Source organism: Janthinobacterium sp. SUN206 (assembly GCF_030587305.1).
Classification (GTDB): domain Bacteria; phylum Pseudomonadota; class Gammaproteobacteria; order Burkholderiales; family Burkholderiaceae_D; genus Janthinobacterium; species Janthinobacterium kumbetense.
In genome coordinates this window covers 54,675-78,612 of record NZ_JAPWIB010000005.1, presented here as the reverse complement: position 1 = coordinate 78,612, position 23,938 = coordinate 54,675, and the positions used below count along the sequence as shown (strand labels likewise).

Sequence of the window (23,938 nt, the reverse complement as noted above, 5' to 3'; positions counted from 1 at the left end):
TTTGCTCCGCGGGTCAGGCATCGCCGTCGCGCACCGACGACGGGTGACGGCACAGCGGCATCACGTCGATCTGCATGTAGGGAAACAAGGGCAGCGAAGTGAGCAAGTTGTGCAGCTCGTCCACGCTGTCCACGTCGAAGACGCTGATGTTGGCGTACTGCCCGGCGATGCGCCACAGGTGGCGCCACTTGCCCTCGTGCTGCAAGCGCTGCGCCAGTTCCTTTTCCGTCTGTTTCAGTTGCGCCGCCTGCTCGGCGGGCATGCTCAATGGCAGGTTCACATTCATGCGTACATGGAATAACATGGTGTCTCCTTAAGATTTTTATAGGCACTTACAACGCCTAACAAAACCGTAGCGAGCGGAAGAGAGTTGCGGTCGAGAAGCGCAGCTGTACGAAGGTACAGTGAGCATCGCAGACCGTAAATCACGACGCGCAGTAGGTTTTGATAGGCGTCTTCAGGCGCGCTGCATGGCGCGCAGTTTGTCCATATCGATCTCGACGCCCAGGCCCGGCCCCGTCGGCACCTGCAGCATGAAGTCGCGGTACACGAGCGGTTCGCGCAAGACTTCCTGCGTCAGCAGCAGTGGCCCGAACAGCTCCGTGCCCCAGGCCAGTTCGGCAAAGGTCGAGCAGACGTGGGCCGTCGCGGCCGTGCCGACGCCGCCTTCGAGCATAGTGCCGCCGTACAGGCCGACGCCGGCCAGGCGTGCCACGGTGGCCACTTCCAGCGCCGGCAGCAAGCCGCCCGACTGCGTGATCTTCACCGCGTACACGTCAGCCGCATCGGCCTGGGCCAGCGCCAGCGCGTCGGCGGGACCGTGCAAGGCTTCGTCGGCCATGATGGCCACGTCGAAGCGCTGCGTCAGGCGCGCCAGCGCGGCGCGGTTGCCCGCCTTGACGGGCTGCTCGATCAAGTCGATGCCGCCCGCTTCCAGCGCGGCGATGCCGCGCACGGCGTCCGTCTCGCTCCAGGCCTGGTTGACGTCGACGCGCACGCTGGCCCGTTCGCCCAGCGCCCGCTTGATTTCCAGCACGTGGGCCACGTCGTCCATCACGTCGCGCAAGCCGATCTTCAGCTTGAAGATGCGGTGGCGGCGCAATTCCAGCATTTTTTCCCCTTCGGCGATATCGCGCGCGGTATCGCCGCTGGCCAGCACCCAGGCCACGGGCAGCGCATCGCGCACGCGGCCGCCCAGCAATTCCGACAGCGGCACATTCAGGCGGCGCGCCTGCGCGTCCAGCAGGGCCGTCTCGATCGCGCACTTGGCGAAGCGGTTGCCCTGGATGACCTTGCGCACCCTGGCCATCGCCTTGGCCACTTCGCTCGCTTCCATGCCGACCAGCAGCGGCGCGATGTAGGTATCGATATTCGTCTTGATGCTTTCCGGGCTTTCGCCGCCGTAGCTCAAGCCGCCGATGGTGGTCGCCTCGCCCCAGCCCGTGATGCCGTCGGCGCAGCGCAGCCGTACCAGCACCAGGGTTTGCGTATTCATGGTGGCGACGGACAGCTTGTGCGGACGGATGGTTGGCACATCGACCAAGTAGGTCTCGATATTTTGAATCATATTTATTCCGTATAATTCTGTGGAGTGGAGACACGATATTCCCCGAATGTCTCCACGTCCAACACCGAGTTGGTATCAAACCTATACCTGAAAGGTATGAAGATGGAATTACGGCACTTGCGCTACTTCGTGGCGGTGGCAGAGGAAAGGAACTTCACGCGGGCCGCTGCGCGCCTGCATATCGCGCAGCCGCCACTGAGCCGGCAGATGCAGCAGCTGGAAGAAACCCTGGGCGTGGCGCTGATCGAGAAAGGCTCGCGACCCTTGCGGCTGACGGAAGCGGGCGAGTTTTTTCTCGCCCACGCGCGCCCGCTGCTCGACCAGGTGCGCGACCTGAAGGCGATGACCCAGCGCATCGGCAAGCTGGAACGCACGCTGTCGATCGGCTTCGTCGCCTCGACCCTGTATGGGGAATTGCCCGACGTCGTGCACCGCTATTGCGAGCGCCATCCCGAGGTCGACGTGACCCTGCATGAAATGACGACGGTGGAGCAAATCAAGGCCCTGAAGGAAGGCCGCATCGACGTGGGTTTCGGGCGCCTGAAAAGCGAAGACCCCAGCATCCGCCGCATCCTGCTGCGCGAGGAGCGCCTGGTGGTGGCCCTGCCACCCGGCCACCGGCTGGCCAAGGGGGAAGGCGGATTGCGCCTGACGGACCTGGTGCACGAAACCCTGCTCGTGTACCCGAAAGCGCCGCGCCCCAGCTTTGCCGACCAGGTGCTGGCCATGTTCAGCGAAGGCAATGTCACGCCCGGCCCCGTCACGGAAGTGCGCGAACTGCAGATTTCCATGGGACTGGTCGCGGCCGGCCAGGGCATTTCCATCGTGCCAGAAAGCGTGCAGGCCATGCATCACCGGAACGTCGTGTACCGCAAGCTGGACGACAAGCACGCGTTCTCGCCCATTTTATTCAGCATGCGGCACATGGACCGCTCGCCCGAGCTGGACAACCTCCTCGCCGCCGTGTACTCGATCTACGATGAACACGGCATCGCGCACGTCAAGGAAAGCCTGTAGCCCTCAGGCAGACAGCGGCGCGTCGGCCAGCAATGCCGAACGCAGCGCGCGGATGCGCAGTTCCGTGAAATAGCCGCCCGCCTCGTTGTAGCGCAGGTAGTGGCGGCCGCAATTGAGGCAGCGGGCCACCTGGCTCAGATTAGCGGGATAGTAGCGCGGCGCGATGGGCGCATCGACGCTGTCGTAGCGCGTGCCGTGCGGGTGATACTCGTCAAACGTCGGTTCTTCGTACGGATCTTCGCGCAGGGTGCCGATTTCTTCAAACCGGTCCAGCTCCAGCGAGGTGGGCAGGCGCTGCCAGGCGTCCAACGGAACGGCGCAGCAGCTGCATTTCTGGGTAACCGCGGCCGACGCGGCGGCCAGTGCGGACAAGGCGGGGAAATCGATGAATACCATGGTTCAGCCTATGCAAGGGGCGGCCCATGGCAACGAGCCTGGCCGCGCCCCTTATTCTAGCGCAGCCACATCCGGCCGACACGCGGCCCACATTTTGCCAGGCCCAGCTCCAGCAGCATCAGCAGGCCGCCGGAGATGAGCAGCAGCGGCATCAGCGCACACATGCCCGCCGCCGTCATCCAGGCCAGCGTGGAAAGCGAGGTCCAGGCGCCGGGCAGCAGCTTGGGTAAACCCAGCGAGCCCGGCAAGCGCCGCTTGAAAAACATCACCCAGCCCGACACGAGCGAGAACAGCACGCTGGCGCCGAACAGCAGCAGCAAGGCCTGGTTCCACCAGCCGAATTCGCCGCGATGAAACGGGATGCCGATGGCCGTCGCCTTGCCGAACGCCGTCTGCGCCTCCCACCCCGCATAGTACAAAGGCTTGCCGCTGTAGGCGTCGAATTGCAGGTCGAAGCGCAAGGTAGGCTGACTGCGGTCGGCCATGGTGGCGCGCCACACATCGTCCTGGCTGACGGGCGCCGTCAATTGCACGGCGATGGCGGGCGCATGGCTGCGCGCCACCTGCCACGCATCCTGCCAGTCGAGCGGGGCGCCCTCCTCCGTTGAGTGCAGGCCGCGTGGCACGGGCGGCGGCGCCTGGCCGCTGACGTCGCGCAGCGCGCGGATGCGCCCGCCCGCCTGCTGGCTCCACGTCAGCCCCGTCGTCAGGATGACGACACTGACGATGCCGAGCGCCACGCCGAGAAAAGCATGCCACTGGCGCCAGCCATTGCGCCCGCGCGCACCCCGCTTCGGCAAGCCCGATTGCGCGCCGCGCGGCCACCACAGGACCACACCCGTCACCAGCATCACCATCAGCCAGCTGGCCGCCAGCTCGATCACCCAGCGCCAGCCATCGTTTTGCAGCAGACGCGAATGCAGCTTTTTCGCCCAGTTGCCGATGCGTTCACTGCTGGCCAGGCGGCCCAGCACACGCGCATCATAGGGGTTCACATACACGACGACGGCTTGCGCGGGCAGGCCGAACTTCGGCCTGGCGGGCGTGGCCGGCGCGGCATGTCCGCCATGGCCCGCATGTTCATCCTGCGCGCCGCCGGGCGGCGCGAACGCCACCTGCACCGCGTCATCCTGCTGAAACGGCGGCACCACATGCTGCACCGCCCAGCCACGCGGCGCCGCCCGTTCGGCCGCCGCCACGGCGGCATCCAGCGGCAGCATGGCACCCTGCGGCGCCACATGGTCGAGGTGCTGGTACAGCCTTGCCTCGATCTGCGGCGTGAATACGTACAAAATGCCCGTCAGGGTGGCCACCAGGGCAAACGGTGAAGCGATCAGCGCGGCCCAGAAGTGGATGCGCCAATACAGGCTTTTGCGCCGTGCGATGAGAAAAGTTGCGTCGTCCATGGCCATCCTCACAGTGCGTTGAAGGTATAGGCCAGGCCCAGCATCACGCTGCGCGGCGCGCCGGGCGTGTACTGGTTCTGGCTGTTCGGCGCATAGCTGCCCGTGCCCGCATAACTGCTGCTGGCCGAATCGGCATAGCGTTTATCTGCCAGGTTGCGCACCTGCGCCCACGCTTCCAGCCCGCGCGCGAGCTGGTAACTGGCGCGCAGGTTCAGCAAGGCGTGCCCCTTGTACTCCACCGTGTTGGCATTGTTCATCCAGTAGCGCCCCTGGTGCACGGCTTCGAGCGCGATACGCGCGCCGGCCACGGGCTTGTAGCCGATCTCGATCGAGGTGATATCGCGCGGCGCCTGCGGCATGGTGCGGCCGCTGTAATCGAGAGTGGAGGACACCTGGTAGCGCAGGTAGCGGTGGCGCGCGATGGCCGTGGCGAAGCGCGCGTCGAACGGGCCACTGTCGTAGTTCAGGCCCAGCTCCAGGCCTTCGCTGCGCGTGCGCCCCGCATTGCGGTTTTCGCTGTTGCCGGGCGAGAGCGTGTAGCTGACGATGGTATCGCGCCCGTCGAGCCGGTACAGGGCCGTATCGAGTTTCAAACGACCCTGCAAAAAGGCCCAGCGCAAGCCCAGTTCATAGTTGTTGTAGACGGACGGCTGCAAGTCGGCGATGCCCGTCTTGCCATACAGTTGGCTCACCTCGGGCGGCGTAAAGCCCTGGCTGACGTTCGCATACGCGCTGCCCGCATGGCCGAGGGCGTAGGTGGTGCCCAGCTTCGGGCTCACGTGCGAAAAGCTGCGCGACTCGTCGGGCGCGCCATAATTGACGCTGCCGCCGGGCGCCAGCCTGTTATGGTAATCGTAGCGGATGGCGTCCGAACGGCCGCCCAGCACCACGCGCGTGCCCGCCAGCGGAGAAAATTCCCATTGCGCGAAAACGGCAGTATTGAGGATATCCGTCTGGTAGTCGCGCACGCCCTGCGGATTGCTGGCATTGGCCAGCGTGTAGCGCAGGTAGCGGCCCGTGGCGGCATCGCGCACGATGGACAGGTTATCGCTGACAAAGGGATTGTCGCTCTTGTCCACATACACGCCGGCGATCAGGCGCGAACGCAGCCAGGCGAATTCCTGCTGGTGCTTCACGTCCAGCCCCAGCGAATCAACATGGTTATTGTTGATGACGCCCTTGCACAGCATGCCTGCGCAGCTGCCGATGGAATACGCGGGAACCTGCCCATGGTCGTTCTTGCGTGTAAACACGGTGACGGTGCTCGTGCCATTGGCCGTCGTCGCGCCCTCCCACGCCAGATTCATGCGCGTGGTCTTGTCCTTGCGGTAGGTAAACGTGTTCAGGCTCTTGCCGGGGTCATTGCGGTAGTCGTTCTCGAACAGGCTGCCCGTCATCGCCGCATCGAGATCCGTGTGGACGATGGTGGCGCGCAGCTGCGAGGTGGAACTGAGCGCATAGTCGGCGCGCAGCGAGAACGAATCCTTGTCGCCGTAGCTGTACTCTTGCCAGTTGTCGCGCGAACGGCGCGAACTGTAGTGGGAAAAGCGCAGTCCCAGCGGCCCCCAGGTATCGCTGGCGGAAGTGTCGTAGCGGGTGTAGCCGCCCACGTTATCGCGCCGCACGCCCACGCTTGCCGTGGGTGTCACGCTGGCGCCGGCCGTGAGGAAATTGACGGCGCCGCCGACGGCATTGCTGCCGTACAGCGACGAGGCGGCGCCCTTCACCACTTCCACGCCACTGGCGCCCGCCATGTTCATCTCGTTGAGCGAATTGTGGTTGAAGACGCCCAGCGGGCGGATGGGAATGCCGTCTTCCAGGTACTGGTAGACGGCATTCGTGCCGATGGGCTGGCGGATGCTCATGCTGTGCTGTTCGTTGCCCAGGTCATTCCAGTACACGCCGGCGATGCGGTTGAGGATATCGCCCATGGTCTTGGGCTTGTCGCGTTCCAGGGTTGTGGCATTGACGACGCCGATGGCCTGTGGCGTCTCGGACAGCCACGCTTGCGCGCGCGAACCGGAAACGACGACAGTGTCGATGGCGTGGTCAAGTTGCTGCGCCCGCGCGCAGGGGTAAGCCACGGTGATGGCCGCGGCCAGCACCAACAGTTTCTTGTTCATGTGATTCTCGTTTAAGTGTGCGGATGCGGCGTGCCCCACCGCAAGGCGGACAGCGCCAACATTGAAAATGCAAGGACTTAGACGAGTGCGGGCGGCGCGCGCGATTGCGCGGTGGACCAGATGAACAGCGGAGACGGCGACTGGTAGTACAGGGCCGGGAAAATGGCCGTGCCGCCGGCGACGGGCAGCGGCAGCACGGGACTGGGCGGCAAGCCCACGGAACCCGCATGCGTGGAACAGAAGGCGCAATGCTCCATCTGCATGGCCTTGCCGCCGGACTTGCCGTCGGCGCCGCCATCATCGTCGACCTGGACGAAACGGATGCCGGCCACCGAGCAGATTTCCGCCCAGCCGGAGCCGGACTCCTGCTTGGCATTGGCGACGGCCTGGGAAACCGATGGCGCGAGCGCCGCCAGCAGGATCGCGAAACAGGCGATCCAGGCGGCAAAGCGGCGCGTGAACAAGGTCATTCCCATGGCCGCATTTTACCAGCGGCCGCCGGGACTGGGTAGCGGAAAGCGGCTCAGGCGGCCGGACAGGCGGCGTTGCCGTTGTCAAAAGCGCGCACCACGCTCGCCGTATCGGCGGCGATGCGGTTCACGGCGCGGCGGTGACCGAGCACCAGTTCATCGTAGCCGGTGCCCACCTTTTCATTGGCTATCGTGCGGCAAGTCACTACTTTGCTGGTGGCCAGCTGGCGCACGCTCCACACGGCGTCGATCAGCGCATATTGGCCCATCACGGACTCGAAACGCTGCACATTGGTGCTGATGCGGTACACGGGCAAGTTGTCCGGATGCGGCGTGCGGAACACGTCGATGGCGCCCAGGTCGTTCGTCACGGCCGTCGACAGGGCCTGGCCGATCTCGCCGGCCAACGGCCCCGCCCAGCGCTGCTGCTCCAGCAATTCGATGCGCCCCGATGGCGCCGTCACGACAAACTGGTTACGGCTCACCTGCTGCGGCACGCTGACGGCCAGCACCTCGACATAGTATTTGACGGGTTTGGCCGGCTGCGCGTCGGCGCCGCCGCTGAGCGTATAGAAATGCTCGGGCTGGGGCGTGGAGCAGGCGCCCAGCAAGATGGCTGTCATCAAAAGCGCAAAAATTGGCTGCTTCATTTTTTCTCATCTCCTTTTTTACCGCGGATCAGGGACTCTGGGTGGCGTTCCAGGTAATCCGACAGGGCATTGAGCGATTGCAGGGTTTGCGTCAGCTGCTGCAAGGCCTGGCGCACGTCCGACTGCAGCGGCGAATCCTTTTGCAGCACCTGTTCGGCCGTGCCGAAGGTCTGTTTCGCCGCCGTCAAGGTATCGCGCATTTCCGGCACCACCTGGCCATCGAGCTGCTTGAACAGGGTATTGGCCTGCTTGATGGTGGCGTTCAGATTATTGCCGATCTCCGCATACGGTACCTGATCGAGCTTGCGGGCGATGCTGGCGATCTGCGTCTGCAATTCGTCGAGCGTGTTCGGCACGGTCGGCACTTCCAGCGGATACTTGTTCGCGTCGAGCACCACCTTCGGCGCTTTCGGGAAGAAGTCCAGCGCGATGTACAGCTGGCTGGTCAGCAGGTTGCCCGTGCGTAGCTGGGCGCGCAAGCCACGGCTGACCATGCGTTCGAGCAGCTGGTGGCCGGCCGAACCTTCCTCATCGTCGACAGCGGCCTTGAAGCGCATGCCCAGGCGGGCCGGGTACAGATTGACGGTGACGGGCATGCGGAAGTTCTTCTTCACGGGATCGAACTCGATGCCGACCGAACGCACCTCGCCCAGCACGATGCCGCGGAAGTCCACCGTGGCGCCGGGCTGCAAGCCGCGCAGGGACTGGTCGAAATAGAACACGGTGGTGATGGCCTGGCCATCGGGTTCGCGCATGGCGCTGGCCTCATCGGCCGCCAGGCGGAAATTGGTATTGGCCGGTGCCGGCTCTTCGGGCTTGCGGCCATTTTCCGCCTCGAAGGCGATGCCGCCCACCAGCATGGCCGCCAGGGACTGGGTGTTCAGCTTGAAGCCGTTCGAATCGAGGCGCACATCGACGCCGCTGGCATGCCACCAGCGCGCGTTCTTGCCGACGAACTGGTCGTACGGCGCGTTCACGAAGACGGACATGGTGATGCCGTTGCCATCCTTGTCCAGCGCAAAGCTGACCACCTTGCCCACGCGCAGGCGGTGGAAGAACAGGGGTGAACCCACGTCGACGGAGCCGAGGCTTTCCGCATGCAGGGTGTACAGCTTGCCCTTCTGGTCGCCGGCCACGGCGGGCGGACTTTCCATGCCGATGAAGTTGTCTTTCTTCGCTTCCGACTTGCCCGTGTCGACGCCGATGTAGGCGCCCGACAGCAAGGTGCCCAGCCCCGTCACGCCGCTGGCGCCGATCTGCGGGCGCACCACCCAGAAACGCGAATCGGCGGTAGCGAAGCGGCGCGCTTCCTTGCTCATGTCGATCGTCACCAGCACCTTGCTCAAGTCCTCGCCCAGTGTGATGGCGCGCACCTGGCCGATATCGACATCCTTGTACTTGACCTTGGTCTTGCCAGGCTCGAGTCCTTCGGCGCTCTTGAAGCTGACCGTCACCGTAGGCCCCTGGTCGAGGATGGACTTGGCGGCCAGGCCGGCGCCGATCAGCGCGGCCAGCAGCGGGATGAGCCATACCAGCGACGGCAGCCAGCGGCTGCCCTGTTCCACATCAGGCTCCGGCAATGGGCGGCCGCCCGCTTCGGCAAGGTCGCCTGCTTCTTTGTCAGACATGCTGTTCTCCAATCACTGTATTGTTTCCGGTATTTGTCACCACCACGGGTTCTTCCTCGCCGGGCACCTGCCCGTCGACGGGGTCCCAGATCAGGCGCGGGTCGAACTGCATCGCCGCCAGCATGGTCAGCACCACCACGGCGCCAAAGGCCAGCGCACCAGGACCGGCCGTGATCACGGCCAGCGACTTGAAGCGCACCAGCGCCACCGTCAGGGTGACGACAAAGATGTCGAGCATGGACCAGCGGCCGATGAATTCGACCATGCGGTACAAGATGGTGCGCTGGCGCGGCCGCCAGCGCGAACGCCGCTGCGCGGTGAATGCCAGCAGCGCCAGCACGCCCAGCTTCAGCATCGGCACGACCACGCTGGCGATGAAAATGATGATGGCCAGACCTTTCGAGCCGCTGGTCCAGAACAGCACCACGCCGCTCATGATGGTGTCGTCCTGCGCGCCGAACAGCGATTGCGTCACCATCACGGGCAGCAGGTTGGCAGGAATGTAGAGGATCATGGCGGCGGTCAGCAAGGCCCAGGTGCGGTTGATGCTGTCCGGTTTGCGCACGTGCAGGGCCGTGCCGCAGCGCACGCAAGCCAGGTGCCTGCCCTTGCCCAGCGGCGGCGCCACCAGGCCGCAGGCATGGCAGGGCAGCACCTTCTCGCCCGGTGCGAAGGCCTTGTAGCGGATGCCGGGCAGCGCTTGCCGCGTCAGGTTGTCGCCCAGGTTCCACAGGGCCTTGGGGTCGAACGAGACGACGATGGCCAGCATCAGGGTCAGCGCGCCAAACGCGAACAGCCCCGGTTGCGGCAGCACCGTGGCCAGGCTGGTCATCTTGACGACGGTGATCAGGATGCCGATCATCAGCACCTCCGTCATGCCCCATTCGCGCGCCGTCTGCACGGCGCGCAGCACGCGGTTAAAGCCGGGCACCTTGACGCCGCCGCGCAGGCCCAGCGCCACGTACAGCAGGGAACCGAGTTCGATGGCGGGAAAGAGGATGGTAAACAGGAAGACCATCGTCGCCACGATGTGCATCTGCTCGGACCACAGCACGCGGATGGAACCGAGCAAGGTGGCGCTGGAAGTGAGGCCATTGACGTCGAGTTCGACGATAGGGAAAAACTGGGCGATCAGGAAGACAAAAGCGGCGCCCAGAGTGAGCGCCACCACCTTGGTCAATTCGGCCGATGCGCCCTGCGCATGCGCGCCGCGATACAGCACCGAGCGGCAACGGATGCAGCGCGCCTTTTCGCGGGGACGCAGCGGACGTTTGCGGTACAGCACGCCGCAGTCATGACAACTAATCAGGTCGTATCGGTGCACAGTGTGAAGTTTGCCGGCGCCTGAAGCGCGACTATCCCATGTCAATGCCAGCCATCATGACAGAGTTGGCATTTTTCTGCACTACAGCATTATTCTTTTCCACGCTCCCGCAGCAGCGCCTCCACGGCGCGGCCGATTTGCAGCACTGTATCGTCGACGCCCGCCAGGCCGCAAATACCCAGCCCCACGGGCAGCTCGCCGTCGGCGTGGCAAGGCAGCGACAGCGCGCAGCCGTCGAGGAAGTTGATCACGCTGGCGTTGCGCAGCACCAGGCCATTCGTGGCAAAGAAGGTGGCGTCATCCGCTTCCAGCGGCGCGACTTCCGGCGCCTGGATGGCCACGCTGGGCATCAGCCAGGCGTCGAACGGCGCCAGGCGCCGCCGGGCGACGCCGATCAGGCGCGCGCGCGCATCGAGCAGGTCGATGTAGTCGGCCGCGCCCTGCTGCTGACCGCGGCGGATGCGCGCCGCCACGCGCTGGTCGTACTGTGCACCCTTCTCTTCAAGTAATATCCTGTGCCAGTGCCAGGCTTCCGCCGCCACCAGCCCGCCGCCGCCATTGATCGTCGGCAGCTCCAGCAATTCGGGGAAATCGAACTGTTCTACCTGCGCGCCAGCTTGCCGCAGCTTGTCCAGGGCAGCATCGAAAGCCTGCTGCACCTGCGGCGCCACATGCGTACCGACATAGTCCAGGGTAAAGCCAAAGCGCAAGCCTTTCAGTGCTGGCGCCTGCGCGCTGATGTCATGGCCCGACAGCGCTGCGTACAAAATGGCGCAGCAATCGACACTGTGCGCGATGGGCCCGGCCGAATCGAGGGAGCGCGACAGCGGCACCGTGCCGGTCAGCGGCACGGAAGCGGCCGTCGGCTTGAAGCCCGTCAAGCCGCAAAAAGCGGACGGGATGCGGATCGAGCCGCCCGTGTCCGTGCCCAGCGCTCCCGCAGCCATCCCCAGCGCCACCGTCACGGCGCCGCCCGAGGTGGAGCCGCCCGCCACGCGCGCGCGGTCGTGCGGATTGCGCGGCGTGCCGTAATGGGGATTCAAGCCCAGGCCGGAGAATGCGAATTCGCTCATGTTGGTGCGGCCCAGCAGGATGGCGCCAGCCGCGCGCAGACGCGCCACGGCGCCGGCATCCACAACGGCGGGCGGGGCGTCAGCCAGCGCCAGCGAGGCGGCGCTGCTGACCTGCCCCCTGACGTCGAACAGGTCCTTGATGGACAGGGGAATGCCTGCCAGCAGCGAAGGCATCCAGCCTGCCGCGCGCGCCGCATCGCTGGCACGGGCCTCGGCCAGCGCCTGTTCGCCATCGAGGCTGACATAGGCATGGCCGCCCTGCGCCCTGTGCGCCTCGGCGCGCGCCAGCATGCGCTGCGTCAATTCCACGCTGGTGATGCGACCGGCGGCCAAGTCGGCGGCCAGTTCACGGATGGTCTTGGTCATTGCGTTATCCTTCCACGGGCAGGGTTTGCACGGCATAGCGGTGCTGCAGGCGGCGCTGCAAGGCTGGATCATACAGCTCCAGCTCGAAGGCGTCGCCGTGGCCCATTTCACCGATGATGGGCTGCGTGCCACAAAACATGGCGCTGCCCACGGGCAGAGTCGCCTGCCCCGTGTAGCGCAGGATCAGGTCTTCCGGTGACAGCATGCGCGTCACGGGGCCATCCTGGTACAGGGCCGGCACGCCGGCGCGCTCGCGCCAGGAGCGCATCTGCAGCTGGTCCCAGTGGTCCGCCACATCGGCATAGCGCCACAAGGTGTCGCCCACGGGCTTGCCGCACATCTGCTTCGACACCGTCACGCCATAGCTTTCCACCTTGCGGTCCGTATGGTCGGAGCCGATGCCCACCAGCAGGCCGTATTCGGTGGAGAACAGCACGAATTCGGCCTCGCCGGACGAATCGCGGCCCGGCACTTCGATGGCGGCATCGCTGGACAGCAGCGCCGCCGCCACGCGGTAAAAGGTCGGCACGCTTTTCGGGCGCGCCACGCCGATGGCTTCCAGTTCGGCGATATGGTGTTCGACCATCGCCAGGTCGCGGCCCGTCCAGCCAGCGATGATCAGGTTGTCGATGTCGAAGGTGACGGGGCCGTGGCCCGCCAGGTTGAAGGTATGGGTAGTCATGGTATCTCTTTACTCCTCAAGAGGGCCGCGGCCCGTTTCTCTGGCTGCGAAGACGGCGGCACCGGTGATCAGCAGGGCCGCCGCTACATACAGCGAGACGGCCATGGTGCTGTTGTACGAGCGGTACAGGCTGGCGATGACGAGCGGTGCAAAGCCGCCGCCGATGACGCCGGCCAAGGTATAGGCCAGCGAGGAACCCGCATAGCGCACCTTGGTGGGGAATTGCTCGATGACGAAGGCCGCTTGCGGGCCGTACATGATGGCGTGGATGACCAGGCCTACGACAACGGCCGTGACGATGGCGGCCGGACTGGCCGTGTCGAGCAGGGTGAAGAAGGCAAACGCCCACACGAGTCCCAGCACGGCGCCCAGCGCATATACGGGTCGGCGGCCGATCTTGTCCGACAGCGCGCCAAACACGGGCACCGACAGCGCATTGCAGGCCGTGCCGATCATGATGGCGGTCAGCGCCAGCGTCGACGACAGGTGCAGTACCGTCGTCACATACGTCAGGGTGAACACCACCACCAGCGCATACAGCACGTCCGAGCCGATGCGCACGCCGCCGGCGATCAGCAAACGGCGCCAGTAGAGGCGCAGCACGTCGCCGATCGGCGCTTCCGCCTTCGCATCCTTCTGGTCAAGTTCCTTGAACAGCGGCGTTTCCTCGATGCCGCTGCGTATCCACATGCCGAAGGCCACCAGCAACAGGCTGGCGATGAACGGCATGCGCCAGCCCCAGTCCATGAACGCTTCATGCGGCAGCAGGTAGGTGATCAAACCGATGCAGCCAGTGGCCAGCAAGGTGCCGAACGACGGCCCCACCTGCGTCCACGAAGCGTTGCGGCCCCGTTTGTCCGGCGCGCCGTGTTCGACGGAAATCAGCACGGCGCCCGCCCATTCGCCACCCAGCGCGATGCCCTGCACGAAGCGCAGGGCCACCAGCAGGACCGGGCTCCAGATGCCAGCCGTCGCATACGTGGGCAAGAGGCCCATCAAGCCAGTCGTCACGCCCATCAGCATCAGGGTCACCACCAGTACCCAGCGGCGTCCCAGCTTGTCGCCCAGGTGGCCGAAGATCACGCCGCCGATGGGACGCGAGATATAGCCGACGGCGTACGTGGAAAAGGCCAAGATGGTGCCCGTCAGCGGATCGAAAGAAGGGAAAAACAGGTGGTTGAAGATCAACGCCGCCATGGTGTTGTAGACGGTGAAGTCATACCATTCCAGGGTCGTTCCGACCATGCTGGCCGTGGCCAGGCGTCCCGTTTTTGGCTTGTCGCCCGGTGCCTGGGCCGCCGGATGCGCAGCGTTTGCCGTTGTATATGTGGTCATTGCCTACCTCTCTCGTCAGTTTTATTGCAGGTCCGGCGCAGGATGCTTTGCCCTGCGCCGTGGCCCGTGTCTCGTGTTATCAGTGCCGGCAAGATGCGCGTGCGTGTCAGGCCGCGTGCAGGTCGGCCTCGCGCAACTGCCAGGACAGTTGCAGGATGGCCGTCTGTTCGCCGTCGAGGCCCAGCGCCGCGCTGGCGGCATTGGCGGCGGCCATGGCGGCGCTTTCCGACGATGCGTCGATCAGGAAGATCGGGTCGAGCACGCGGCCCTCCTTCTGCTCCGCCGGCAGGGGGCCGGACAGGTTCGCGTCGGGCGTCAGCAAGCGAGTGGCAATCACGCCATCGATCTGCAGCAATGTCGCCCCCAGCGCGGCCATGGCGGCCACGGCTTGCGCATCCTGACCGATCGCCGACGCGCCCAGGCGCAACACCGCCAGCCAGGCGCCCGTACCCATGCCCGTTTCCGCCTCGATGGCGCAGACGCGGCGCATCGGGTCCACCATGCGCTGCAGATTCGTCACCGACCATGGCGTCTGCTGGCCGAAAGCCTTGAAGTAGTCGGGCGTCTGGAAGGCGCCCAGCGAATCGGTGCGGTACAGGCCCAGGTATTTGCGGGGACCGCGCACGCTCTGGTAGCGCGTGCCGCTGACAAAACCGGGAATGCGCACGCGCTCTTCCACGTGTTCGCGGTCATACCAGCGGTTGAAATCGCGTTCGTGTTCCGGGTCGGCGCTGGTCCAGACAAACAGGATGCCGGGCAAGGTGGGGGAGGTCGTCATGATGGTTCCGTTCTGCGTGATGGGTGGTATGCCAGCCCAGAATAGGTGGCACGCCATCACTTGGCAAACGGGTTATTCTGAACGTGACTGATAAGTTTTTCTTATGGGTCGCGGTGACAACAGCAATTTAATTCTCACGTCCGCGCACCGGCGCCATACTCTTCGCCCAGCCCCAGGGTGAACCTGGCCGCCTCCTCGCATGCCAGCATGGCCACCAATTGAATCGCTTCCGTGGTGAGGTCTTCGCTGTAACTGATGACGATGCGCTGCGGCGCCAGACTGCTGGTACAGGGAATCAGGGCGATGTGGCCCTGCTCGATTTCCTCGCGCAGGGGTGCCAGCGGCAGCACGGCGATGCCGAAACCCGCTTTGACCAGCCGCACGATGGCGGAAATCGAACTGACGCAATGTACCCTGCCCAGCTGCACGCCCTCGTCCTGGCACAGCGCTTTTAATGCGGAATGGGGTTGCGAGCCCCGGTTCATGGTGATGATCGGATGCTGCGCCAATTGCGCCACCGTGAACGGCTTTCTCGTGTCGGGCCAGTCGGCAGCCCTGCCCGCCCAGCCCATGGCGATGGCACCGCTGCCCGTGCTGCGGAGATGGTCGCCCGTCAGCATGTCCGTCTGCAGCGCGATATCGAGCTCGCCCTGCTGCAACTGTTCGTGCAGGCGGCGCGTCGATTCCGACGTCAGTTGAATCTCGATGCCCGGATAGCGCTCCTGCACCCGCTGCAGGAACGGAATCAGCCAGGTATGCACGATGGTTTCGATGACGCCGATGCGCACTTCGCCCGTGATGTGCGCGGGCGAGGAATTGGCCGCATACATGTCGCGGCACAGTTCCAGCATGCGCTCGGCGTACACGAGCAGGTTGCGCCCGGCGAAGGTCAGGCGGATTTCACGCGCGTCGCGGTCGAACAGACGCGTGCCGAAATCCTGCTCCAGCGAGGCGATGCGGTTCGAGATGGCCGCCTGCGTGATGTGCAGCTTGTCGGCCGCCGTGCGGAAGCTGCCCAGCCGCGCAGCCCAGACAAACGCTTCGAGAAAACGGGTATTCAATGGGGCTCTTCTTCACAGTTTGAATGTCCGCCCCATTGTAAGCCAAAGTCAGCGACCTTATTTCTGCGCCAGGAAGTCCAGCAGGGTCAGGGCGACGATCTTGCTGGCCTTGCGCAAATCGTCGAGCGCCAGGCGCTCGTCGGCCTTCTTCGCATTCGATTCGGGCACCGTGCGCGGACCGGCGCCATACAGCACGGCGGGGATACCCCGCTCGCCATACAGACGCGCATCCGCATACAGGGGCGTGCCGACGGCGGGAATCGTTTCGCCGAGGATGGCTTGCGCATTTTTCTGCAGGCTGCCCACCAGCTGTTCGGAACCGGGCAAGGGGCGCAGCGCGTGCGAGAGCAGCAGGCGGCGAATTTCGAGGCGGATGCCGGGCTCGCCCCGTACGGCGTCCTCGATCAGCGCGCGCACCTGCGCTTCCACCGCCACAGGGTCTTCTTCCGGAATCATGCGGCGGTCCATCTTCATGACCACCTTGCCCGGCACCACATTGGTATTCGTGCCGCCGTCGATGCGCCCCACCAGCATGGTGGGCGAATCGATGCCCGCCACTGCGGATTTGATCTTTTTCAGCTCCGGCAACTGGCCGTAGATAGCGTTGAGGATCTTGTTGGCCGCCTGCAGCGCGTCGTGTCCCGTCTCCGGCATGGAGCCGTGGCCCGACTTGCCGTGCACGGTGATTTCCAGCTGCAGGCAGGCGTTGTGGGCGGTGACGATGCCGTAGCTGAAACCGGCGGCGATGACGAAATCGGGCTTCGTCAGCTGCTGCTCCAGCAGCCAGCCCGGCCCCAGCAAGCCGCCGAATTCCTCGTCGTACGTAAAATGCAGCTCAAGCTGGCCCTTCAAGGGAATGCCCAGCGCCTCGAGCGCGCGCGCGGCAAACACATAGGTGGCGAAATCGCCCTTCGACACGGCCGTCGCGCGGCCGTAGATATAGCCGTCGTCGATCTGGCCGCCATACGGCGGGTACGTCCAGTTGTCGCCAGGCGGCACCACGTCGCCATGCGCATTCAGGGCCACCGTCGGCCCGCCCGCGGCATACGGCCGGCGCACGATCAGGTTGGTGATGCTTTGCATGCCGTACGCTTCCACCTGCGCCGCTGGCACCGCGTGCTTTTCCGCCTGCCAGCCATACGCCTGCAGCAGCTGCGCCACCAGGTCCGCATGGGGCGCGTTATTGCCGGGCGGCGTATCCGTCGGCTGCTGCACCACCTTCTGCAAAAAGGCGACTTCCTCGTCGAAGTGTTCGTCGATCCAGGCCGTGATTCGTTCTGCGTGCGTTGTCATTTTGCTCCTTGCATGGTCTGTTGCAGCCAGGCGCCCAGCTCACTGCGCTCGGCGTCCGTCATATTGGTCAGGTTCCCGATCGGCATGGCCTTCAGTTCAATGGCCTGCTTGTAGATCTGCGCCGCGTGCTGGCGGATTTCGACTTCATTATCCAGCATCATGCCGGCCGGCGCCGTGGCAAAGCCCGGTTGCGTGGGCTGGGCCGAATGGCAGGTGGCGCAGCGCTGGGCGATGATGGCATGCACGGCCTTGAACTGCGCGGCAGGGTCCACCGCCGGCGCGGCCGCCACGGCCACGGGCGCCTTGGGCGCGATGGCCACTGCGACGGCCACCAGCAAGGCCACGCCCAGGGCCGGATAGCGCCACTCGACGCGGCCCTTGTGGCGCAGGTTGAAGAAGTGGCGGATGAAGACGCCGGCCGCCATGATCAGCGCCAGCACCAGCCAGGCGTGATCGTTGCGGTAGGTCATCGCGTAGTGGTTGCTGATCATGATGAACAGCACCGGCAACGTAAAATAATTGTTATGCACGCTGCGCTGCTTGGCCTTCAAACCGTGCTTGGGATCGGGCAGCTTGCCGGCGGCCATGGCTTCGACCATCTTGCGCTGGCCGGGAATGATCAGCATCAGTACATTGGCCACCATGATGGTGCCGATCATGGCGCCCACGTGGATGTAGGCGGCGCGCCCGCTGAGCAAGTGCGTGAGCACATATGCGGCGCCGACGATCAGGGCAAACACCGTCACGCCGAACCACAGCTCGTATTGCGCCAGCTTTGATCGGCACAGCAGGTCGTACACGGCCCAGCCGATGACGAGGGTGGCGATGCCGATGCCGATCGCCTGGCCGCTGCTGATGTCGGCCACGGATTTGTCGATCATCATGGCCTGGGCATTGAAGTAGTAGGCAATCGTCAGCAGCGCAAAGCCGGACAGCCAGGTCGAATACGCTTCCCACTTGAACCAGTGCAGTTCCTTCGGCAGTTCCGCGGGCGCCACCAGGTATTTTTGGGGGTTATAGAAGCCGCCGCCGTGCACGGCCCACAATTCTCCCGACACGCCTTTCTTTGCCAGCTCCGAGCCGGGCGCGGGCGGGCGGATCGAGTTGTCGAGCCAGACAAAATAAAAGGAAGCGCCGATCCAGGCGATGCCCGTGATGACGTGCAGCCAGCGGACGATCAGGTTCAGCCACTCCAGGCCGTACGGAATCAGGTAGGCAAATACTTCCATAAATTTCCTCTAGTCAGACCGAACCAATATTCGTGCCAATCTACACAAGATAAACGGATTTACCGCCCATCACATGAAAAATATCGTATATTTGACATATTCAAATCGATATACAACAGAGCCGCCGCCACATGTCCAGCCTGCCGCAACACCTCGACCTGCACTTGATCCGCATCCTCTACCTGCTGCTGGTGGAAAAGAATGTCTCGCGCGTGGCGCTCAAACTCAATCAGCCGCAGCCCTCGATTTCCGCCTCCCTGCGCAAGCTGCGCGAACTGACGGGCGACCCGCTGCTGGTGCGCGGCGCGCGCGGCATGGTGCCGACCCAGCATGGCGAAAGCCTGCTCAATCCGGCCAAGCGCATCCTCGACCAGACAGAAAGCCTGTTCGTCAAGAAGACGCCGTTCGTGGCGCAGGAAGAGGCGCGCACCTTTCATATCGCCGCGCCCGACTACCTGGATAGCCAGTTCCTGCCCAACGTGGTGGCCCTGCTGCGCCGCGGTTCACCGAAAAGTCGCGTCGTGCTGCACAGCCTGGGGCCGGGCATCGACCATATCCGCCAACTGTCCGACGGGGGCCTGGACCTGGTGATCGCCAACTGGGATGAGCCGCCCGCGCATCTGCACATCTCGAAGCTGTTCGAAGATCCCATCATCTGCGCCATGCATGCGGAAAACGCCTATGCGCGGCGCACGGCCAGCGACGCCATGACCCTCGACGACTATCTGAGCCTGCCCCACGTGGCGCCGTCGCAGATGATGCCCGGCTACCACGGCGTGATCGATTCCTTCCTCGAACGGCAAAACCTGCAACGCAATGTGGTGGTGGAGTCGGCATATTTCGGCCTGATCCCCTACATGCTGACGCAGACGGATCTGGTGCTGACCACGGGCCGGCAATTCATGCGCTTCTATGAAAAGACGCTGCCGTTGAAAACGTATACCGTGCCTCTGAAATTCCCGCCCATGCGTTTTTACCAGCTGTGGCACCAGCGCGTGCACCAGGCGCCCGAACACAAATGGCTGCGCGACCAGGTCAGCGCGGCCGCCAAGGCGCTGGTGCAGCGATAGCCGCTATCAGCACGCGCATATAATGGAGACAGGAACGGGCGCTATCATCACCGCTTGCATGATCGGAAAACCATGACCACCCTTTCAGACCTGAGCGCCGGCAGCACGGCAGACTTTATCGCACGGCTGCACGGCATCTATGAACATTCGCCCTGGATCGCCCAGCGCGCAGCGCCCGCCCGGCCATTTTCCAGCCTGACGGCACTCAAGACGGAGCTGCAGCGCGTGCTGGCGCAAGCTTCGCCGGAAGAGCAGCTGGGGCTGATACGCGCCCACCCTGAGCTGGCTGGCAAGGCCGCCATCGCAGGGCAATTGACGGCGGAATCGACGCGCGAGCAGGCCAAGTCCGGCCTGAACCTGTGCAGCGCCGACGAATTCGCCACCCTGCAGCGCCTGAACGACGACTACAACGCCAAGTTCGGCTTTCCCTTCATCCTGGCCGTCAAGGGCCCGACGGGCGAAGGCTTGACGCGCCAGGACATCATCGCCACGTTTGCGCGGCGCCTGAAGAACCGACGCGCCGATGAACTGGCCGAATCGTTGCGGCAGATCAAGCGCATCGCCGAGCTGCGCCTGAACGACCTGTTCGACGTGCGCCTGGACTTCGGTCCGACCATCATGCAGCAGGCAGAAACCCTGGCCGGCTGGAGCGACAGCGATTACAACCTGACCTGCGCCTACCTGACGCCGGCGCACCAGAAAACGGCAGCACAGCTGGCCGACTGGATGCGGGACGCGGGCATGCAGGTGCACATCGACGCCGTCGGCAACGTGGTCGGGTGCTATCTGTCCGATGCGCCTGACGCAAAAACCCTGATGACGGGATCGCATTACGACACGGTGCGCAACGGCGGCAAGTACGATGGCCGCTTGGGCATCGTGCTGCCGATCGCCATCGTGCGCCACCTGCACGAACAGGGCGAAAAGCTGCCGTTTCACTTCGAGATTGTCGGCTTCGCCGAGGAGGAAGGCGTGCGCTTCAAGAGCACGTTTTTGGGCAGCACGGCCGTCACGGGCAAGTTCGACGTATCGCTGCTGGAACAACTGGATGCGGATGGCGTGAGCATGCGCGACGCGCTGGCCGCCGCCGGCCACGAAGTGAGCGCCATCGGCGCCAGCGCGCGCGATCCAGCCGACTTGCTCGGCTATGTGGAAGTGCATATCGAGCAGGGTCCCGTGCTGCTGGAGCGAGACCTGCCGCTGGGGATCGTCACGGCGATCGCCGGCAGCTCGCGCTACCTGCTCAATCTTGGCGGCGTGGCCAGCCACGCAGGCACCACGCCCATGACCATGCGCAAGGATGCAGCCAGTGCAGCGGCCGAAATCATCCTGCTGGTGGAACGGCGCTGCAACCAGGGCGAAGCGCTGGTGGGCACCGTGGGGCAGCTGCACGTGCCCAACGGCTCCGTCAACGTGATCGCCGGCGCCTGCACCCTGTCGCTCGACATCCGCGCGGCCGTTGATGCCGTGCGCCAGGCAGCCGTCGACGATATTCTCGATGGCATCGCCGCCATCTGTGCGCGGCGCCAGATAGACTACCAGCTGGAACTGCTGCTGTCGGCGCGTGCCGCACCGTGTGCGCCATGGCTGATGGCGCAGCTGGCGCAAGCCGTGGAATCGGTTGGCGTCGAACCATACGCGCTGCTGTCGGGCGCCGGCCACGACGCCATGGCCATGGCTGCCATCACCGACGTGGCCATGCTGTTTACCCGTTGCGGCAATGGCGGCATCAGCCACAACCCGCTGGAAACCATGACGGCCGACGACGCCGACATCGCGGCGCGCGCCCTGCTGGCGTTTTTGCGCAGCTTCCAGCCCAAGCCGTAAGACTACACGGCCACGGCCCGCTCCAGCATCGCGTGCAGCAGCACGTTGCAGCCCGCTTCCAGGTGCTCGGGCTTGGCGTCCTCGATTTCATTGTGGCTGATGCCGTCCTTGCACGGCACGAAGATCATGCCGGCTGGCGCCAGCCGGGCCGCATAGATGGCATCGTGGCCGGCGCCGGACACCACGTCCATCACCGTGTAGCCCAGCTTTTCAGTGGCGTTGCGCACGGCGCCCACGCAGTCGGGGTGAAATGGGCATGGCGGGTAATAGGAAACCCGCTCAAGAGAGATATCCAGTCCCGTACCGGTGCGCGTGGCGTCGATAAAGGCCGTGATTTCGCCATGCATGGTGTTGAGCAGTTCGTCGTTCACGTTACGCAGGTCGATGCTGAATTTGACTTCGCCGGGGATCACGTTGCGGCTGTTCGGGAAGACCTGCACCATGCCCACCGTGCCGCGCCCATACGGCGGATAGCGGTTGGCAATGGCGACGACTTCCTGCATGATGGTGGTGGCTACCTGCAGCGCATCCTTGCGCAAGCCCATGGGCGTGGGGCCCGCATGCGCTTCCATGCCCGTCACCACGCAGTCGTACCACGACAGCCCCATCACGGCCGGCACCACGCCGATCACCTTGTCCGCGTCTTCCAGCACAGGACCCTGCTCGATATGCGTCTCGAAGTAGGCGCCGATGGGATGGTCGCCCGGCACCTGGTCGCCACGATAGCCGATGCGCGCCAGCTCCTCGCCCACCGTTTTGCCTTCCGTGTCTTTCGCCGCGTAGGCGGTTTCGAGCGAAAAGGCGCCGCAGAACACGCCCGAGCCCATCATCACGGGCACGAAGCGCGAGCCTTCCTCGTTGGTCCAGAAAGCCACTTCGATGGGGGCCTGCGTCTTGATTTTCAGATCGTTCAGGGTACGCACCACTTCCAGGCCCGCCAGCACGCCGTAATTGCCATCGAACTTGCCGCCCGTGGGCTGCGTGTCGATGTGGCTGCCCGTCATCACGGGCGGCAGGGTATTGTCCACGCCGTCGCGGCGCATGAAGACATTGCCGATCTGGTCGATGGTGATGCTCATGCCCGCCTCACGGCCCCATCCCACCACCAGGTCGCGCCCCTGCTTGTCCAGGTCCGTCAGGGCCAGGCGCTTGACGCCGCCCTTCGCCGTCGCGCCGATCTGCGCCAGTTCCATCAGGGCTGCCCACAGGCGCTCGCCATTGATACGCAATTCATCCATCGTCGACTCCTTATGCGGTGGTGGCGGAAAACGCGGGCCGCTCAACATAGCGCCCTGCCCCTTCCGCCGCCATCAGTTCACCCTGGTGGAAGACCACCTTGCCGGCGGCAATCGTGGTGCGGGGAATGCCGCGCACGGCGCGCCCTTCGAAGACATTGAAGCCTCCCTTGGCGAACTGCGTGGCGGCGGAAATGGTGCGCGTGCCCTGCGGGTCCCACAGCACGATGTCGGCGTCGCTGCCAACGGCGATGACGCCCTTGCGCGGATACATATTGAATATCTGCGCCGCATTGGTCGACGACACCTTGACGAACTCGGACGGCGTCAGCATGCCGGAATTGACGCCCGCATCCCACACCACGGCCATGCGTTCCTCGACGCCGCCGCAACCGTTCGGGATGCGCGTGAAGTCGTCCTTGCCCGCCGCCTTCTGCTCGGCGCAAAAGGTGCAGTGGTCCGTGGCCGTCGTGTGCAGGTTACCGCTTTGCAGGCCGTGCCACAGGGCCGCCTGATGGTGTTTGCCGCGGAACGGCGGGCTCATGACGTGGCCCGCGACGAAATCGAAATCGTCGCCCTGGTAGACGCTGTCGTCGATCACCAGGTGGCCCGCCAACGCTTCGCCATACACGCGCTGACCATTCGCGCGCGCCCGCGTGATGGCGTCCAGCGACTCGGCGCACGAGACGTGCACAATGTACACGGGGGTATTCAAGACATTGGCGATGGCGATGGCGCGGTTGGCCGCTTCCGCCTCCACGGCAGGCGGGCGCGACAGCGGGTGCGCCTGCGGCCCGGCAATCCCCTTCTTGAGCAGGGCTTGCTGCAACTGGAAAACCAGTTCGCCGTTTTCCGCATGCACGGTGGGCAGTGCTCCCAGTTCAAGCGAACGTGTAAAACTTTTCACCAGGGTTTCATCGTCGGCCATGATGGCGTTTTTATACGCCATGAAATGCTTGAAGCTGTTCACGCCATGTTCGCGCACCAGCACTCCCATCTCTTCATGTACCTGCTCGCTCCACCAGGTGATCGCCACGTGGAAGGTGTAGTCGCCGGCCGCCTTGGCCGACCACTCGCGCCACTGGTGATACGCCTCGATCAGTGACTGCTTCGGTGCGGGGATGACGAAATCCATGATGGTGGTGGTGCCGCCCGCCAGGCCCGCCGCCGTGCCCGTGAAAAAATCGTCGGACGTCACGGTGCCCATGAAGGGCAGATTCATGTGCGTGTGGGTGTCTATTCCGCCCGGCATCACATACAGGCCGCCCGCATCGATCACCGTGGCGCCGACCGGCACCGGCAGGTTCTCGCCGACGGCGGCAATCGTGTCGCCCTCGATCAGCACATCGGCGCGGAAGGCGCGGTCGGCGTTGACGACAGTACCGCCACGTATCAGTGTAGTCATCTT

General features: G+C 64.6%; 21 protein-coding genes. 3 read left to right on the top strand and 18 right to left on the bottom strand.

The window, feature by feature from the left end:
* Nucleotides 1-13 precede the first annotated feature (13 nt).
* Nucleotides 14-304, bottom strand: coding sequence for a muconolactone Delta-isomerase (gene catC, locus O3300_RS23705; protein ID WP_251349767.1), 291 nt, complete (start codon nucleotides 302-304; stop codon nucleotides 14-16).
* Between the two features lie 153 nt (nucleotides 305-457).
* Complete coding sequence (locus tag O3300_RS23700; RefSeq protein WP_305054301.1) at nucleotides 458-1,567, bottom strand: muconate/chloromuconate family cycloisomerase; 1,110 nt, start codon at nucleotides 1,565-1,567, stop codon at nucleotides 458-460.
* Between the two features lie 102 nt (nucleotides 1,568-1,669).
* Between O3300_RS23700 and O3300_RS23695 the strand changes: the two genes are divergently transcribed.
* Nucleotides 1,670-2,584 carry a LysR family transcriptional regulator gene (locus O3300_RS23695; RefSeq protein ID WP_305054300.1) on the top strand — a complete coding sequence of 305 codons (915 nt, stop codon included), beginning with the start codon at nucleotides 1,670-1,672 and terminating at the stop codon, nucleotides 2,582-2,584.
* Nucleotides 2,585-2,587: 3 nt separating this feature from the next.
* Here O3300_RS23695 and O3300_RS23690 read toward each other — a convergent pair whose 3' ends face one another.
* From O3300_RS23690 to O3300_RS23625, 14 genes are all read right to left on the bottom strand, one after another.
* Nucleotides 2,588-2,980: a hypothetical protein gene (locus O3300_RS23690; RefSeq protein ID WP_305054299.1), complete on the bottom strand. Its 393-nt coding sequence runs from the start codon at nucleotides 2,978-2,980 to the stop codon at nucleotides 2,588-2,590.
* A gap of 56 nt (nucleotides 2,981-3,036) precedes the next feature.
* Nucleotides 3,037-4,386, bottom strand: a complete 1,350-nt coding sequence (locus O3300_RS23685; protein WP_305054298.1) for a PepSY domain-containing protein — start codon at nucleotides 4,384-4,386, stop codon at nucleotides 3,037-3,039.
* Between the two features lie 8 nt (nucleotides 4,387-4,394).
* On the bottom strand, nucleotides 4,395-6,509 hold the full coding sequence (locus tag O3300_RS23680; protein ID WP_305054297.1) for a TonB-dependent receptor domain-containing protein: 2,115 nt from the start codon (nucleotides 6,507-6,509) through the stop codon (nucleotides 4,395-4,397).
* Between the two features lie 77 nt (nucleotides 6,510-6,586).
* A complete protein-coding gene (locus tag O3300_RS23675; protein WP_251349761.1) occupies nucleotides 6,587-6,985 on the bottom strand; it encodes a DUF2946 domain-containing protein in 399 nt (132 codons plus the stop codon).
* Between the two features lie 47 nt (nucleotides 6,986-7,032).
* Nucleotides 7,033-7,602, bottom strand: a complete 570-nt coding sequence (locus O3300_RS23670) for a membrane integrity-associated transporter subunit PqiC (RefSeq protein WP_251349760.1) — start codon at nucleotides 7,600-7,602, stop codon at nucleotides 7,033-7,035.
* A 23-nt stretch (nucleotides 7,603-7,625) separates the two neighbouring features.
* Nucleotides 7,626-9,257, bottom strand: a complete 1,632-nt coding sequence (locus tag O3300_RS23665) for an intermembrane transport protein PqiB (protein ID WP_305054296.1) — start codon at nucleotides 9,255-9,257, stop codon at nucleotides 7,626-7,628.
* Entirely contained in the window at nucleotides 9,250-10,542 is a 1,293-nt protein-coding gene (locus tag O3300_RS23660; RefSeq protein ID WP_369812319.1) for a paraquat-inducible protein A, read from the bottom strand. Before O3300_RS23660 ends, O3300_RS23665 begins: the two co-directional genes overlap by 8 nt.
* A gap of 128 nt (nucleotides 10,543-10,670) precedes the next feature.
* On the bottom strand, nucleotides 10,671-12,020 hold the full coding sequence (locus O3300_RS23655) for an amidase (RefSeq protein WP_305054295.1): 1,350 nt from the start codon (nucleotides 12,018-12,020) through the stop codon (nucleotides 10,671-10,673).
* Between the two features lie 4 nt (nucleotides 12,021-12,024).
* Nucleotides 12,025-12,702, bottom strand: a complete 678-nt coding sequence (locus O3300_RS23650) for a DUF2848 domain-containing protein (RefSeq protein ID WP_099665347.1) — start codon at nucleotides 12,700-12,702, stop codon at nucleotides 12,025-12,027.
* Nucleotides 12,703-12,711: 9 nt separating this feature from the next.
* Entirely contained in the window at nucleotides 12,712-14,037 is a 1,326-nt protein-coding gene (locus O3300_RS23645; RefSeq protein WP_099665348.1) for an MFS transporter, read from the bottom strand.
* 106 nt (nucleotides 14,038-14,143) lie between these two features.
* Complete coding sequence (locus tag O3300_RS23640) at nucleotides 14,144-14,815, bottom strand: DUF4286 family protein (protein ID WP_305054294.1); 672 nt, start codon at nucleotides 14,813-14,815, stop codon at nucleotides 14,144-14,146.
* Nucleotides 14,816-14,949: 134 nt separating this feature from the next.
* Nucleotides 14,950-15,876, bottom strand: coding sequence for a LysR family transcriptional regulator (locus tag O3300_RS23635; protein WP_305054293.1), 927 nt, complete (start codon nucleotides 15,874-15,876; stop codon nucleotides 14,950-14,952).
* A 57-nt stretch (nucleotides 15,877-15,933) separates the two neighbouring features.
* The gene (locus tag O3300_RS23630; protein WP_099665351.1) at nucleotides 15,934-17,169 is read right to left on the bottom strand and encodes a M20/M25/M40 family metallo-hydrolase; all 1,236 of its coding nucleotides are present in this window, start codon (nucleotides 17,167-17,169) and stop codon (nucleotides 15,934-15,936) included.
* Nucleotides 17,166-18,398, bottom strand: coding sequence for a urate hydroxylase PuuD (locus tag O3300_RS23625; RefSeq protein WP_305054292.1), 1,233 nt, complete (start codon nucleotides 18,396-18,398; stop codon nucleotides 17,166-17,168). Before O3300_RS23625 ends, O3300_RS23630 begins: the two co-directional genes overlap by 4 nt.
* Nucleotides 18,399-18,529: 131 nt before the next feature.
* On the opposite strand from O3300_RS23625, the gene O3300_RS23620 reads away from it, so the two are divergent.
* Both O3300_RS23620 and O3300_RS23615 read left to right on the top strand, forming a co-directional pair.
* Complete coding sequence (locus O3300_RS23620; RefSeq protein ID WP_034754583.1) at nucleotides 18,530-19,468, top strand: LysR family transcriptional regulator; 939 nt, start codon at nucleotides 18,530-18,532, stop codon at nucleotides 19,466-19,468.
* Nucleotides 19,469-19,540: 72 nt separating this feature from the next.
* Nucleotides 19,541-21,295: an allantoate amidohydrolase gene (locus tag O3300_RS23615; RefSeq protein ID WP_305054291.1), complete on the top strand. Its 1,755-nt coding sequence runs from the start codon at nucleotides 19,541-19,543 to the stop codon at nucleotides 21,293-21,295.
* A 2-nt stretch (nucleotides 21,296-21,297) separates the two neighbouring features.
* Here the strand turns inward: O3300_RS23615 and O3300_RS23610 are convergent, their stop codons facing one another.
* Both O3300_RS23610 and hydA read right to left on the bottom strand, forming a co-directional pair.
* Nucleotides 21,298-22,533, bottom strand: a complete 1,236-nt coding sequence (locus O3300_RS23610; RefSeq protein ID WP_305054290.1) for a Zn-dependent hydrolase — start codon at nucleotides 22,531-22,533, stop codon at nucleotides 21,298-21,300.
* A gap of 10 nt (nucleotides 22,534-22,543) precedes the next feature.
* Nucleotides 22,544-23,935 (bottom strand): dihydropyrimidinase, encoded by a 1,392-nt coding sequence (gene hydA, locus O3300_RS23605; RefSeq protein ID WP_305054289.1) that lies wholly within the window; start codon nucleotides 23,933-23,935, stop codon nucleotides 22,544-22,546.
* Nucleotides 23,936-23,938 lie beyond the last annotated feature (3 nt).

Excerpts from the sequence above, each read along its gene's own strand:
- catC (WP_251349767.1), bottom strand. The coding sequence starts at position 304 with ATGTTATTCCATGTACGCATGAATGTGAACCTGCCATTGAGCATGCCC.
- O3300_RS23700 (WP_305054301.1), bottom strand. The coding sequence starts at position 1,567 with ATGATTCAAAATATCGAGACCTACTTGGTCGATGTGCCAACCATCCGT.
- O3300_RS23695 (WP_305054300.1), top strand. The coding sequence starts at position 1,670 with ATGGAATTACGGCACTTGCGCTACTTCGTGGCGGTGGCAGAGGAAAGG.
- O3300_RS23690 (WP_305054299.1), bottom strand. The coding sequence starts at position 2,980 with ATGGTATTCATCGATTTCCCCGCCTTGTCCGCACTGGCCGCCGCGTCG.
- O3300_RS23685 (WP_305054298.1), bottom strand. The coding sequence starts at position 4,386 with ATGGACGACGCAACTTTTCTCATCGCACGGCGCAAAAGCCTGTATTGG.
- O3300_RS23680 (WP_305054297.1), bottom strand. The coding sequence starts at position 6,509 with ATGAACAAGAAACTGTTGGTGCTGGCCGCGGCCATCACCGTGGCTTAC.
- O3300_RS23675 (WP_251349761.1), bottom strand. The coding sequence starts at position 6,985 with ATGGGAATGACCTTGTTCACGCGCCGCTTTGCCGCCTGGATCGCCTGT.
- O3300_RS23670 (WP_251349760.1), bottom strand. The coding sequence starts at position 7,602 with ATGACAGCCATCTTGCTGGGCGCCTGCTCCACGCCCCAGCCCGAGCAT.
- O3300_RS23665 (WP_305054296.1), bottom strand. The coding sequence starts at position 9,257 with ATGTCTGACAAAGAAGCAGGCGACCTTGCCGAAGCGGGCGGCCGCCCA.
- O3300_RS23655 (WP_305054295.1), bottom strand. The coding sequence starts at position 12,020 with ATGACCAAGACCATCCGTGAACTGGCCGCCGACTTGGCCGCCGGTCGC.
- O3300_RS23650 (WP_099665347.1), bottom strand. The coding sequence starts at position 12,702 with ATGACTACCCATACCTTCAACCTGGCGGGCCACGGCCCCGTCACCTTC.
- O3300_RS23645 (WP_099665348.1), bottom strand. The coding sequence starts at position 14,037 with ATGACCACATATACAACGGCAAACGCTGCGCATCCGGCGGCCCAGGCA.
- O3300_RS23640 (WP_305054294.1), bottom strand. The coding sequence starts at position 14,815 with ATGACGACCTCCCCCACCTTGCCCGGCATCCTGTTTGTCTGGACCAGC.
- O3300_RS23630 (WP_099665351.1), bottom strand. The coding sequence starts at position 17,169 with ATGACAACGCACGCAGAACGAATCACGGCCTGGATCGACGAACACTTC.
- O3300_RS23625 (WP_305054292.1), bottom strand. The coding sequence starts at position 18,398 with ATGGAAGTATTTGCCTACCTGATTCCGTACGGCCTGGAGTGGCTGAAC.
- O3300_RS23620 (WP_034754583.1), top strand. The coding sequence starts at position 18,530 with ATGTCCAGCCTGCCGCAACACCTCGACCTGCACTTGATCCGCATCCTC.
- O3300_RS23615 (WP_305054291.1), top strand. The coding sequence starts at position 19,541 with ATGACCACCCTTTCAGACCTGAGCGCCGGCAGCACGGCAGACTTTATC.
- O3300_RS23610 (WP_305054290.1), bottom strand. The coding sequence starts at position 22,533 with ATGGATGAATTGCGTATCAATGGCGAGCGCCTGTGGGCAGCCCTGATG.
- hydA (WP_305054289.1), bottom strand. The coding sequence starts at position 23,935 with ATGACTACACTGATACGTGGCGGTACTGTCGTCAACGCCGACCGCGCC.